Genomic DNA, 13,771 nt, shown 5'->3' with positions numbered 1-13,771 from the left:
GTCTGGCGGGGCATTTTGTTTCCCAGCGGGTAGCACATCTATCAGGCGTTCTCCCAGGATTTCCGGCGTTCAGTGTGGGAAGTCGGCACGTATCGAACATAATAAAACATATTTTTTGGCTATTTCGAACATAATAAAACATTTTTGTTGCGCGCTGAAAAGATTTTTGTTTGGTTATGTTCAAGTGGGTATCGACAGGCAGGCCGGACTGACCGAATACCGGAAAACGGAGCCCTTTCCCCTGCAATCATCGCCGCCCGTGCCTTCGGCTGGCGGACAACGGAGTACATAATGACGAAATTCGCCCAGCTTTTTCCCGGCATTAAACCGGTCATCGCAATGGTTCATTTGAACCCGATGCCCGGAACGCCGCTTTACGATGCCGATGCCGGGATCGAAGGCATCTACCACGGCGCCTTGAAGGATCTGGAGGCTTTGCAGGCGGCAGGCGTCGATGCCGTGATGTTCGGGAATGAAAACGATCGTCCCTATGAACTGAAGGTCGATATCGCCACCACCTCGGCCATGGCGTTCGTCATCGGACGTCTTGTCGAGAAGATCGAAAAACCTTTCGGCGTGAATGTGCTGTGGGACCCGGACAGCACCGTCACCTTGGCCGCGGCGACCGGCGCATCGTTCGTGCGCGAGATTTTTACCGGCACCTATGCCTCGGATATGGGGCCGTGGACCCCGAATGCCGGCCGCGCCATGCGGCGTGCGCGGCAACTCGACCGCAGGGACCTGGTCATTCTCAACAATGTCTCGGCGGAATTCGCGGCTTCGATCGACAATCGTCCCCTGGCGGATCGGGCGCGTTCGGCCGTTTTCTCGTCCATCCCGGATGCCGTTCTGGTCTCGGGTGCAATTACCGGGGAATCGGCGAAAATGGTCGACCTGCAATCGGTGAAGAACGCGCTGCCGGATACCCCGGTGCTCGCCAATACGGGCGTGAAACATGCCACGGTGATCGATGTGCTGAACGTCGCCGATGGTTGCGTCGTGGGCTCCTCGCTTAAAGTCGATGGCCATACCTGGAATGCGGTCGATCCGCAGCGGGCGACGGCGTTCATGGACATCGTGCGCAAGGAGCGTGGCTGACATCACAGCCCACAAGCAATTCTCCTGCCTGCACGCCGCTGCAACTTGTCTTCGCCCGCATCGTTCGCGTATGGAATGGACAACCCCGCTCTCGTCGCCTTGCCCCTGCAGGTGCGGTGAAGTGGCCGAATTGCCCCGCGGATGAGGAGCCGAAAGCGATCAAGAAGGCGAAGGCGCCGAAGGCCTCCAAATCCAAAACGCTTTTGCAGAAGCTCGCCGAAACCCCCGAGAAGCTGTTTTCGGGGGCGTTTCGCCAGCAATATGGTGCCCTGTGCTTTCGCTATGTGCCGGACGGATCGGGTTTCGAGCTCTTGGTCGTCACCTCGCGCGACAGCGGCCGTTGGATCATTCCCAAGGGCTGGCCCATGAAAGGCAAGAAGCCGTTCGAGGCGGCGGCGATCGAAGCCTTGCAGGAAGCCGGCATTAGCGGAAAGATCCGCAAGAAACCCGTCGGTTGCTACACCTATCTGAAACTGCTGGACGACGGCGACGTCGCCCCTTGCATCGTCGATGTCTTCCAGATCGAGGCCACGACCTTCGCCGACAAGTTCAAGGAAAAGGGCGAACGCACGATCGCCTGGGTCAGCCCGGACGAGGCCGCGCGCCGCGTGCGCGAAATCGAACTCAAATCGCTGCTTATCGAGTTCAAGCCGCGTTGAGGCGTTGATCTGCTGTTCATGCCGCGCCGCTCCAAAGCGGATGATCCTTGACGGCAGTCCAAGAACGTTCAGTGTGCAGGCTGAGTCGAGGAGAGACAAGCATGGCATTATCGGGAAAGCAAATTGGGGCGCCAGGGGACCTTGGCTCCGGCGAGGTCGATTCCGCTTATGCCTGGCTGCGGCTGGTGCTTACGCTCATTCTCGGCACTGTTGCCTGCGTCGGCAACTGGTCCGTCGTGGTGCTGTTGCCGACCCTCCAGATCGAGTTCGACACGGTGCGCGGTGGTGCCTCGCTGCCCTATACCTGCACCATGCTGGGCTTTGCCTTCGGCGGGGTGGCGATGGGGCGCCTGGCCGATCGGGTCGGCATCGTCCTGCCTGTGTTGCTGGGGGCATTTCTGCTTTGCATCGGCTATGTCCTGGCCGCCTTCACCAGCAATATCTGGCAATTTGCCGCTCTGTCGGTGGTGATCGGCCTTGGTTCGGCTGCCGGTTTCGCGCCGCTGATCTCCGACCTCTCTCATTGGTTCCGCAAGCACCGTGCGCTCGCGGTCGCTTTTGCTGCCTCGGGCAGTTATCTCTCCGGCGCGGTATGGCCGCTGATCATCGAGCATTTCCAGGCGACGCAAGGCTGGCGGGCCACCCATATCGGCATCGGCCTGTCCATCCCTCTGGTGATGGTCCCGATCGGTTTGCTGCTGAAGCGGCGCGTACAGACGGCCAGCTATGCGCAGGCCGAGGCCGCAACCGAAGCGGCGCGCAATGAGCTCGGCCTGAAACCGAACGTGTTGCAGGCCATTCTCGTCGTCGCCGGCTTTGCCTGTTGCATGGCGATGTCGATGCCGCAGGTCCATATCGTCGCCTATTGCGGGGATCTCGGCTATGGCGTGGCCGTGGGCACGCAGATCATCGCGCTGATGCTCGGGCTCGGCGTCGTCAGCCGCCTGGCTTCAGGGGTCGTGGCGGACAGGATCGGCGCAGGCCCGATGCTGATCCTCGGCTCGTCCATGCAGGCGGCGGCGCTGCTGCTCTATCTGTTCTTCGACAGCCGGTCGTCGCTCTATGTGATCTCCGGCCTGTTCGGGCTGTTCCAGGGTGGCATCGTGCCGATGTATGCGGTGATCATCCGCCAGTTCCTGCCGCCGCGTGAGGCCGGCATCCGCATCAGCCTGGTTTTGATGGCGACCGTGCTCGGCATGGCCTGCGGGGGGCTCGCGGCCGGCTATATCTTCGACGCCACCGGCTCCTATCGCCTCGCCTTCCTGCACGGCTTCCTGTGGAACATCGTGAACCTTATTCTGGTGAGCTGGCTGATCTTCGGGCCGAAGCTTCGCCAGTGGAGGAGGGAGGCGATAGCGAGCTGAAACGGCCTGCCGGCTACAAGAAATTGCGATGCATTTTTCGCCTGGAAGAATTTACTCAAAATTGAAGGATTAGTCTTCATCAGTAATGCAACTCAAGTTGTGCCAAGGTGGGGATTCAATGCCTGAAGTCGAGATTAGACGTCCTCTGTGGATGACGATCACGGCCTGCGGTTTCGCAGCCGTTCTGTTTTCCAGTGTCGCGATCGGAGGCACGGCCTGGTATCGGCAATCGATCGCGACCAACGACGCCTTGCAGCGCGAAATCGCGAGCGACCTCGCCCTCATCGAAACGGACATGGCGGCCCAGCGCAAGGCCGCATCCGCCCTCGCGCTGATGGTTGCGGGCGAGCCCGAGGTTGCCGACCTGATCACCCGGAACGCTCGCGACGAGATTGTCGCCCGGCACGCACCGACCTTGCCTGCCGTCGTGCGTGACGGCGGCCTGCAATTGATGACGTTCGTCAATGCGAACGGCGAGGCCGTCGCCCGCATCCACACGCCGGACAAATTCGGCGACGACATGAAGGGGCGCCGCAAGACCATTGTGGAGGCGCTGTCCAGCGGCAAGCTCGTGGCGGGCATAGAGCCCGGCCGCACGGCCGTCAGCATGTTCGCTTCGGCTCCGGTCATCAGCGGCGGCCAGACGGTCGGCGTTGTCGACGTCGGGACCAGCCTGGCGAACGCCTATTTCGAGCCGCTTGCGAAACGGATCGGCGGCGCTGTCGTGGTCCATATCCTCGTCGACGGCAAGCTGGAAAAGCAGGCCTCGACCACCGATTCCGTGTTCCTCTCCGACGACGACCTGAAGGCCGCCTTCGACGGGGAGGCGCTTGAAAAGCAGGTTGTGTCGAACGACGCGACTTTTATCGTCAAGGCGGTGCCGTTCAACAATTATTCCGGTGCCAAGATCGGTATCCTGGAGATCGCGTCCGACGTCAGCTCGATTGTTGACGAAGGAAAGACGGCCCTGTGGATGACGGTCATCGGCACGGCTGTGGTTTCGCTGCTGTCGCTTCTCGGCTTCCTTCTCTTCGCCCGCTCGCTGGCCGGCACGCTCGGCCGCCTGACGGGGACGATGACGAGCCTGGCTGCCGGCGATCTCACGGCGACTATCGAAGGCGATGCCCGCCGCGACGAACTCGGCGCGATGGCCCGCGCCGTCAAGGTGTTCAAGGACAATGGCCTGAAGACGCGTGACCTGGAACGCCAGGCGGAAGCCCAGCGCAGTGAATCCGAGGAGCATCGGCGTCTCGCCGCCGAGCAGGACCGCGTCCGCGGGGATGCGATGGCGCAGGCGACCAACGGCCTTGCCTCCGGGCTGCAACAGCTCGCCTCTGGCAATCTCGGCATCCAGCTGAACCAGCCGTTCACCGAAGAGTTCGAAAGCCTGCGCAGCGACTTCAACCGCGCCGTCGCGCAGCTGCGCGATACGATGGCCGCTGTTGCGGATGCGACCGGCTCCATCGACAGCGGATCGCGTGAGATCAGCCAAAGCGCCGACGATCTTTCCAAGCGCACCGAGCAGCAGGCTGCCTCGCTGGAGGAAACGGCCGCGGCGCTCGACCAGATCACGACCAATGTGGGCAACTCCTCCAAGCGCGTCGACGAGGCGCGCACGGTCGCCATTCAGGCGAACCAGAGCGCCCGTCAGTCGGGGGATGTCGTCGCGAACGCGGTCGATGCCATGGGCAAGATCGAGCAGTCGTCGAACCAGATTTCCAGCATCATCGGCGTCATCGACGACATCGCCTTCCAGACCAACCTGCTGGCGCTGAACGCCGGCGTCGAAGCCGCGCGCGCCGGCGATGCCGGCAAGGGCTTCGCGGTGGTCGCACAGGAGGTTCGCGAACTCGCGCAACGCTCGGCGACGGCCGCCAAGGAAATCAAGGACCTGATCCGCAATTCGTCAGCCGAGGTTGGAAACGGTGTTCATCTGGTTAGCCAGACAGGCGAGGCGCTGCGAACGATCGAAGGTTATATCGTCTCGATCAACCAGCACATGGACGCAATTGCGACGTCGTCGCGCGAACAGTCGATCGGGCTGACGGAGGTCAATACGGCCGTCAACCAGATGGACCAGGTGACCCAGCAGAACGCGGCCATGGTGGAAGAAGCCAATGCCGCTGGCGCGACGCTGGCCAATGAAGCGACCCGGCTGCGTGAACTGGTCGGGCAGTTCCAGTTGGGAAGCGGCGCATCCGCGGGGCACTCCGCGCGGCGGGCTGCACCCGCCGCCAAGGCGGCTCCCTCGCACTCGCCCGCCCGCAACATGGTCAACCGCATCGCCACCGCCTTTGGCACAAAGGGTTCGGCCGCCGTCGCAGTCCAGAACGACTCCTGGGAAGAATTCTGAGCAGGATGAGCTGTGCGTTTGTCGAAGCCCATGACCTTCCTCATGGGCTTCGACGCGCGTTGCGCTTTCGCTATTTCCAGCTCTGATAATCAGCGGCAGTGCATCCGAATGGCGCCGGTCCATCGCCGAAGCGTTTTTGCAGTTGGCTGCAACCCCATCGGTTGATCGCCTCGGGCATAATGTTGTTGATGTCCATGCCGGGCGAATTGTACTGTGAAGGTGCGCTCGTGACGTACCAGAGCCAGTAGCCGAAGATGCCGGCGACGAGCAGAACCAGCACGATGAGAAATAGACCAGCGCGCCGTGCCAGGGACATTCCCTTGGGCGGCGTCGCGACAGGTCGTGCGACCGCCGGCTGGCCAGCGCCCGACGCGGCGGCTGCCAAAAGCGGTGCGAGCGCGTCGGCGCGCTCCTGGTCGGACATGTCGATCCGATCCAGCCGGTCGTCGAGAAGAACGGGCAGGGCGGTGTTGCCGTGCCAGACCGCCAGTGCCACCGCGTTGTTGCCGGCATCGCCGACGATGATCGGTTCCTGTCCGGCCTCGAAACGGGTATAGGCCACGCGTTTCGTTTTCCGCTCGCTCAGCCTGTCCGCATAGGTGACCGCCAAGCGCTTGCGCTTGTTGTCGATGGCCGTGATCTCGACAGGGATCGGCGTCAGGAGTGCTGGATGCCGCAATTGTGCGCGCACCCGCAGTATGCGTAAAGCCAGGAAGATCATCGCCAGCGACCCGCCGCCCAGCAGGATGGCGAAGGCGGAAAGCGTGATGATCCGGTTCCACAGCATGTCGAGACCGAGGCTGATCGTGGCAAGATCCGGCTGGTCCGCCGAAATCACGGCGCCGGTCTCGTAGTCGCCGGTGTGGAAATCGACGAACATCACCTCGACGTCCTTCTCGTACCGCTGGCCGTCGTAGTCATAGGTGAGATCGACTTCGCAGGTGGTGAAGACGGCTTTGCGCGTGGTGCACTTACCGTTGATATCGGCATTCTGGAGGACAAGCGGGTTCTGGCTGATCTTGTAGTCGCGAAGGATGCCCGGGCCTTCCGTCATCACCATGAACACGGCGATCACCAGCAGGATCGGCGTGGAGAAATAGTAGGCGAGCGGCGTGGAAATGACCCCGCGCTTGATGGTGAGAGCGCGGGCTGGAAGCGTGATGGTTGGAAATGTCATGATCTGCCTGAAAATTGTTTCGCTTATGGTGTCGGCAAGTTGGAGACGGCGGGACAAACCGATAAATTCGCGAGCAAAGACATCTCTCTAGTCACTCGATACGGTCGCTAAAGGTCGGCTGGCTCCATGCGCGGCTTTCCTGCACTGTCAAAAGCCAGATCGCGGCACGGAAAAAATCGGTGAGGTCCGTTGCTGGCGCTTTCTTCCAAAGGGAAAGCCGCTCGGCCATGGCGCGGTAGCCGGCGCCGTCAAGCCGAGCATGGAGCGAGGTGGCGATGGCATCGACGGCATGTCGCGCGCGGCTTCCTGCGTGCAGCACGCCGCTGAGGAGCCGCTCCGTCTCGTCCAGCAGGTCGGGCGGCGCATCCATCGCCGCGGGGATCACGCTATCCTGCTCTTCGGCGACATCGAGATCGGGAACGATGAAACGGTCGGCCGAAAGCGACCATGGCGTGCAGACGAGCGCGCCGCTTTCCATTCTCACCGGTCCGGCCACCTGGCGGAGCGCGCCCCACGCGCCGTCAAGCGCGGCAGCCAGCACGCCGGTCGCACCGGGAGCGCTGGCATCGAATTCGCGCTCCAGATAGAGCGTGCCGCCGTCGCCCTTGAGGCGCACCGCAGCCTCCCATATCTGGCGTCCGGGCGCCCAGGACTGGCCGAGGACCGCCTCGACCTCGAAGACATGCACCGCATCGCAGAGCCTGCGTGGCCGCAGCAGTGCGATGGGACGGGCGGAAAGCGCGTCCGCGACATCGGCAAGCCGTGTCGTCGCGAGCGGCTGGGGAAAGGCGAAAACCGCATCGCGCGGCATGACCTGCGTGCGCCCGCCGCTGCCGCTGCCGAGGCCGAGAAGGCCGTCGGCACGGCGGCGTGCGACGCTGGTGAGGATCTGCCCGCGGCCGATGCCGGCAACCGGCAGGCCCGGCGCCATCTGCCGGCGCACCACCGAGGCCTGGAAGGTTTCGCGGTCGGCGGGCAGCGGGGAAAAGAGTTTCTCGATCAGCATGGTGGCGCCCATGTCGCTGTCGGCGAGCAGGATGGAGGCGCGGATATCCGTACCCTCCTGCTGGAGCCGGGCGCCGAGCGAGACGAGGCGCGATTTGCCCATGGCGGTTTCGAAAGGTTCGCCGAGGCCAAGCGCGCTGGCGGCGTCGCCAGCCCGCGTGCGGGCGAAAAGCTCTGCGGCAAGCCGGAGCACGGCCCGCTCGTCGTAGCGGGCACTCCTGCTTTCATAGGCCTCTATCTGTTCGCGCAGCGCGCCGAGAACGAGAAGCATCTGCGCCGCGCCGAGCGCCTCGGCATGGCGGTGCGCGGCCGCAAGCGATTGCTCATAGGCAGCCGGCCCGGCCGTGATACCGGCCTCGATGAGGCGGGAAACGACCGCGTCGCACGCTTCGCGGAGCATGTCCCTGGAGCCGCCGCTGTCCACGACGTGGCCGCCGCCGATCGCCGTTTCCCTGCCGCCCTCGGCGGCCTGGAAGGCGCGGATTGCCAGCGCGATATGAGCGCAGCGCTGGCCTTCCACGCAGTCGCAACGGGCATAGGACAGGTCATCCGGCACGAGGAAGCGCACGCTTGCCATTGGCAGATGCGCCGTGGGCGTCTGTCCGTATTCGAGCCGCACCGTGTGGCGGGATGCCATGAGGCGGGAGAGTTCCGCTTTCGTCGATGGTGCCAGCGTTGCTTCGAAGACGCCCGGGTCCAGCGCGGCGGGGTTCCAGTTTGGTGTTGCCGGCGCATCCGAGCCCGTCGCTTCAGCCCGATAGGCGACGGCGAGCATGATGCGGTGGCGGCATACGCCTGAGGAGGGGCAGGTGCAGCTCGCATCGGCGAGACCCTGGCCGGGGGTGAGCCGGGTCAGCGTGCCGTCGGAAAAGCGGGCTTCGATCGTGCCGTCGGACGCTTCCGCCATGGCGGGTCCGCTTCCGGCCGCAAGCTCGCGAACGGCCCGCTTGACGAGGCCTGCATTGGAAAGCTGCACGAGCCCTTCGTCGGTCAGCGCGATCAGGTCGGAACGGGCCATGCGCTAGCGTCCGATCTTCTCGGCGAGCCAGCCGGCCAGCTCGCCGGGTGTCATCGCGCCCACTTCCGCCCCGGCCGCAACCAGCCGGCGGGCCATCTCGCGATCATAGGCGGGTGCCGCTTCCGAATCGAGCGCCGCAAGGCCGAGCACCAGGGTGCGCTGGGCGGTGAGCGAGGCGACACGCTGTTCGAGCATGGCAGGGCTCGCGCCCTCGTAGAAGTCGGAGATGAGAACGACGATCGCCCGCTCAGGCTGTTCGATGAGGCCGGCCGCATAGGCGACGGCGCCCTGTATGTCCGTGCCGCCGCCGAGCTGCACCTTCATCAGCAGCTCGCACGGATCGTCAACGTCCTTCGTCAGGTCGACGACATTGGTGTCGAAGGCGACGAGGTGGGTGCGAACGCCCGGCAGCCCCCAAAGGCAGGCGGCGGTCACCGCCGAATGGATCACCGAATCCAGCATGGAGCCGCTCTGGTCGACGAGCAGGATGATCTGCCAGGTCTTCATGTGCCGCTGGTTGCGGGCAAAGAAATGCAGCCTTTCGACCGTCAGTTTGCGTGTCTCGGGGTCGTAATGCTTGAGATTGTCCTTCACCACCCGGCGGAAATCGAGGTCGCTGGCGATGCGGAACCGGCTGTGCCGCCTCCGGTCCACCACGCCGGAAAAGGCGAGCGTCAGTTCGCGGCTGAGCTTTTCCATCAGCTGGCGCACGACCTCCTGCACCAGCTTGCGTGCCAAGACGAGGATGTCGGGCGACATCAGGTGCTTGGTGCGGAGCACTGCTTTCAGCAACGTCTCGTTCGGCTCGGCGCGCGCCAGCACGTCCGGGTTCGTCACCACGTCGTCGATCGCATAACGCTCGATCGCGTCGCGCTCAAGCCGCTCGATGGTCTCCTTGGGGAAGAGCCGGTGGATGTCGTTGATCCATTGCGGCGTCGTCAGCGCCGAGCCGCCGCGTCCGCCCTGGCGCGCGATGTTGCGCGTGCCGTCCTCCTCCTCGCGCCCGTACAGCCAGTCGAGCGCCGCGTCCATGGCGAGCGTCTCGCCGGCAAGTGCACCGCCGGCGGAGCGGCACGCCCCATCCGACGCCTCGCCAAGGACGAGGCGCCACCGTGTCAGGGCATCGAGCGCTGGCACGGTCATTTCACCGCCGTTTCCGCAAGCAGCGCCAGTCCGCGCAGCATTTCGCTCGCCGTCACTGGATCGAGTTCACCGAAGGTCCTGGTGCCACCCTTGTTGCCATAGGGTTGCTCCAGCGAGAGTTTGCCGAGGGTCTGGAGCTTGTCCTCGAAGTCCGCCGCGCCGGCAAAGAGGCCGTCGCTGAAGTAGAACATCGCGTCCTTCGTCGTGCCGTCCGCGAACCGGACCGGCCGCTCCAGCCACCAGATGCAGCCTGAATCCTGTGGCGAACCCAGCTGCCAGCCACGGGACGCCATGCCGCGGATGCGGGCCGATTCCACCTTGAGGTTTTCGAAGCGGTCGATTTCGCGCGTCGTCTTCTCCGCCTCGCTCAGCGTGTGGATCTCGCGGCCAAGCTGCGCGAAGGGCTGCGATATCTCGTAATCGCCGAACAGCGCACCCCAGGCATCGAGCCCGCCCGCTGGCAAGTGCAGTGGATGGACGAGCCCGATGAAGCCCGCCGCGCTCGCCGAAAAGTCGAGATCGAGCGTGTCGTCGGCGGCATCGGTGACGGAAAGATCGTCCGAGACCCGGAAGATCGTCGTCGGCGCGGTGCGCGGATCGCGGTCGTCATAGATGCCCCAGACCAGGCGCTGGGTGAGGTGGCGGATCAGCGGATGGCTGGCGAAGAAGGTCCAGAAGACATCCGGGGCCACCCGCCGCGAGGTCGACAGCATGTTTTCCAGCCGCGTGATCTGGAGGCTTGCAACCGCGCGCGCATCCTTCTTCAGGGCCGCCCATGTCTTGACGGCGGTGGCGGAAAGCTCTCCGTCGTCCGATTTCGCCGGCTTCGGCAGGTCCTTCAGCCGCTTTCCGGTTTCGTCCTTCACCCAGGGCTTCAGGAACTCGTCGAAACCGACGCGGAAGCGCCGTGGGCCGAAGTCGAGGTCCATGCCGCCGCGCTCGTCGAGGTCGAGGTCCGGCGCCAGCCGGTCGGCCAGTTCCTCCGGCGTCAGGTCGCGTGCCTCGGCGAGAACGGCGATCTTTTCGCGCGCCCGCTCCTGGAGGCCCTTGAACTTCAGTTTCTCGGCAATGCCGTTGAGGTTCATCAGGGCGACGTCGGTGCCGATATCGGCCAAAACATCGAGACCGGTCACGGCGCGCTGGTGGGCGGATTCGCCCGGCCACTTGCGGATCAGCCGGGTCAACTGGCGGGCGCATTCATCGTCGCCGAGCCAGCCGATCGCCCGCAGCGCCCAGCCGTCCTTGCCCGGCGCGCCCTCCGCCAGCCAGGCGGAAAACAGGTCCCAGGAGAAGCGGGCAAGGCTGTCGGCGGTCGCGGCGTCCTTGACGACGTCGATGCCGGCATAGATCGCCTCCGGCGTGGAAAACGACACCATCTCCGCAAGGGCGGTGACCGCCTCGTCCGGAAACGCGCCGCCCGCCTTCAGAGCCGGGCGGGCAAGAGCGGCGGGCTTGAACCAGGCGGGCAGCTTGGCGATGCGTGCCGGATAACGGCCGAGCGGGTCGCGGTCGAGAACCTCGGCGAGCGCCTTGTGCACATCGGCGGACTGCGCCTCGTAGGTGCGGGCGTTCGTTTCGATTTCCTCACGCGTCTCCGCCCGGTCGGCAATCAGCCAGCGCAACGTATGCTCCGCGGCATCGCGTGCCGCGCCCTTCCTGCCGACCGCGTCGGGGATAAGCCGGGTGATCGCCGTCTGGCGGTGGCTCCGCAGCCAATGCATGGCCGGCAGGCGTGCCTTCTTGAGCTTCAGGAGTGCACGGGCGGCGAGCGGGGCGAGCTCCGCCGCATCGACGTCCTTCACCTTGTCGAGCATGCCGATCGGATCGCTTTCGACCTGGCGCAGCAGGCCGGGAAGCGCCCTCTCGCCGAAGCGCGCCATCATGCGCGGATAGACATCGCCCATGAAATAGCTCGCCAGCACGCCCGGGCATCCCCAGAGCGTCATCGCCAGCCCGTCGGGCTGCTGCTCGACGGCATCGATCAGCGTGTTCCATCCGCTCACGGTCAGCGCATAGGAACGCGCACTTTGGATTTCGCTCACGCGCTGCGCGACGAAGGCGAGCACCTGCTCCTCGTCGTCGCCGGACTGCGGCACCGACAGCGATCGCGGCACCTTGTACCAGTCGGAGAGCTCCTTCGCCTCGAATTCGCTGATCGCCGCGATCAGCTCCTCCGTCGTCTTGACGACGCGGGCGCGCGAATGGCGCCAGCGGTTTTCTTCCGGCAGAGGCTCCTCGCGGTGATAGCGGAAAGGTGTCGCGACCGGCTTGAGATCAAGCACCGTGTCTTCGTTCCTGACGGCTTTCTTGCGCCACGGCGGGTCCTTCAGGACCGCTGGCAGGCTTTCGGGTGCGGCAAGTGGCACATTGTTGGTTTCAAGCAGCCGTTCCAACTGGGCGAGCGGCCGGCCGCTGCCGGCCCAGGCCTTCAGGGTTTGTGCCGGATATTGCTTGATGAAATCCATCACCCGGGCGCGGACAACCGGTTCGTTTCGTCCCGCGGCGAGCGTTACGAGATGCTGGCGCAGGCCAAGCGCCGGATTGGCCGCCATCGCCTCGTCGAGTGCTGCGCGGATCCACTTTTCATGCAGGTAGGGCAGGAGCACGGTGAGCGCCGTATCGTCGCCGGTGGCGAGTATGATGCGGGCCAGCGTCGTGCGCTGTGCTTCGTAGCCGTAGTGGAGCATCCAGTCGAGCATGGGCAGCGGCGTTTCGCCGTAATGCCGCGCATTGGCGATGATGCTGGCCGCGATGTCGGAAAGCGGGACGTCGAGATAGGTGAAATACATGAAATAGGAGCGCTTTGCGCGCCATTTGCCCGTCGCAGACGGCGGCGCGTCGACGATCAGCGGCACCATGCAAAGCCACGCACCGATATCCTCGCCGCTAACGGCGGCCTGGTTGAGGACGGAGAGCGGCGTGAGGTCGTGCGTGATCGGCCGGTCATCGCCCAGGACGAAGGCGTAGATGGTTTTCTTCATCCAGTCCTGCTCGGCGTGGTAGGCAGGCGTCAACAGGCCGATCGCCTGTTCGTAATCCTGCTGCGGCAGCGACGTCAGCACATCGCGCAAGGCAAGGTCGAACGGCGCGCTCCAGGAGGACGTGTCATAGCCGTGGCGGCCCTTGCGGACATTGCCGATGGAGGGCAGCACGGCTTCGACCAGGGCCTCGACGCCGCCCGTGCCGGCGAGCCAGAAGAAGAAGGCACGCAGGGTGAAGAGGCTTGCCGCCCGTTTGTCCTCGCGGCCCTTCTGCCCCATGACCAGGCCGTCGCTCGCAAGAAGGATCTGCGAGATCCACTTCTGCGCCTCCCCGGGATCGAGGCTCGCCGCCGCCTTTCCGGCAAACTTCGATTTCAGCCAGCCGACGGCGCCGCCGGAGGCAGGGTCCTTCGGGCCGGTCTCGCCCATCCTCTCCGACAGCCAGGCTAGGGCCTCGATACCTTCCTTGCGAACGAGCGGCTTGATGCTTTGCAGGTCGGTGACGAGCTGCGCCCAGGCCCCCGCAGCGTCCAGATATGGGTGCGGGCGTGAGCGGGTGGCGAGCGGCTCGCCAAGCAATGTTTCTAGCTGGGTTTCGTCCAGATGGATCTCCAGTGGAGCGGGCTCCGGAGCGCGCTCCCGAGGTGTCTCGGCGACAGGCTTTTCCTCGATCTCGGCTGCCGCCGTTGGCGCGGGCTTTTCCGTCTTCGCTTCGGCGGGTTGGGGTTTCGGTTGAGAGGTGGCGGGCGCGGCCGCGCCGTTTGCCGCCAGCACATAGCCCTTGCCGGTCTTCTCCTTGACGAGCTTCTTCTTTTCCTTCTCGGCATCCTCGGCGCTGTCGAAGTCCTTGTCCTTCGTCTGGCCCTGCGTCCCGATCCGCCCGAAACGCACCGTGAGCCGGGTTCCTGCGACGGCGGCTTCCCAGAATTTTGAGGAGGTTCCCTCGACGAGTTCGTAGCGTTCCATGCTGTCT

At 64.6% G+C, this 13,771-nt stretch carries 8 protein-coding genes; 4 read left to right on the top strand and 4 right to left on the bottom strand.

Features of this window, described 5'->3' with window-relative positions; translation table 11 throughout:
* Positions 1-291 precede the first annotated feature (291 nt).
* The 4 genes from AC1Q6Z_RS11170 (at position 292) to AC1Q6Z_RS11155 (ending at position 5,474) form a co-directional block, all read left to right on the top strand.
* Positions 292-1,098, top strand: a complete 807-nt coding sequence (locus AC1Q6Z_RS11170) for a BtpA/SgcQ family protein (protein WP_492647860.1) — start codon at positions 292-294, stop codon at positions 1,096-1,098.
* Positions 1,099-1,214: 116 nt separating this feature from the next.
* The gene (locus tag AC1Q6Z_RS11165; RefSeq protein ID WP_492647825.1) at positions 1,215-1,757 is read left to right on the top strand and encodes an NUDIX hydrolase; all 543 of its coding nucleotides are present in this window, start codon (positions 1,215-1,217) and stop codon (positions 1,755-1,757) included.
* Between the two features lie 101 nt (positions 1,758-1,858).
* Positions 1,859-3,121 carry an MFS transporter gene (locus AC1Q6Z_RS11160; protein WP_492647824.1) on the top strand — a complete coding sequence of 421 codons (1,263 nt, stop codon included), beginning with the start codon at positions 1,859-1,861 and terminating at the stop codon, positions 3,119-3,121.
* Positions 3,122-3,272: 151 nt separating this feature from the next.
* On the top strand, positions 3,273-5,474 hold the full coding sequence (locus AC1Q6Z_RS11155) for a methyl-accepting chemotaxis protein (protein ID WP_492647823.1): 2,202 nt from the start codon (positions 3,273-3,275) through the stop codon (positions 5,472-5,474).
* 70 nt (positions 5,475-5,544) lie between these two features.
* On the opposite strand, the gene AC1Q6Z_RS11150 is transcribed toward AC1Q6Z_RS11155, so the two are convergent.
* From AC1Q6Z_RS11150 to AC1Q6Z_RS11135, 4 genes are all read right to left on the bottom strand, one after another.
* Entirely contained in the window at positions 5,545-6,651 is a 1,107-nt protein-coding gene (locus tag AC1Q6Z_RS11150; protein ID WP_492647822.1) for a hypothetical protein, read from the bottom strand.
* A 91-nt stretch (positions 6,652-6,742) separates the two neighbouring features.
* The gene (locus AC1Q6Z_RS11145) at positions 6,743-8,674 is read right to left on the bottom strand and encodes a YehQ family protein (protein ID WP_492647821.1); all 1,932 of its coding nucleotides are present in this window, start codon (positions 8,672-8,674) and stop codon (positions 6,743-6,745) included.
* 3 nt (positions 8,675-8,677) lie between these two features.
* Positions 8,678-9,817, bottom strand: coding sequence for a VWA domain-containing protein (locus AC1Q6Z_RS11140; RefSeq protein ID WP_492647820.1), 1,140 nt, complete (start codon positions 9,815-9,817; stop codon positions 8,678-8,680).
* Complete coding sequence (locus AC1Q6Z_RS11135) at positions 9,814-13,764, bottom strand: DUF4132 domain-containing protein (protein ID WP_492647819.1); 3,951 nt, start codon at positions 13,762-13,764, stop codon at positions 9,814-9,816. Before AC1Q6Z_RS11135 ends, AC1Q6Z_RS11140 begins: the two co-directional genes overlap by 4 nt.
* Between the last annotated feature and the right edge of the window lie 7 nt (positions 13,765-13,771).

This window comes from Shinella sp. GW835-FHT14H05, assembly GCF_058793575.1.
Note: the sequence above shows the minus strand (reverse complement) of the source record. Positions and strands in the feature narration are given on the sequence as shown.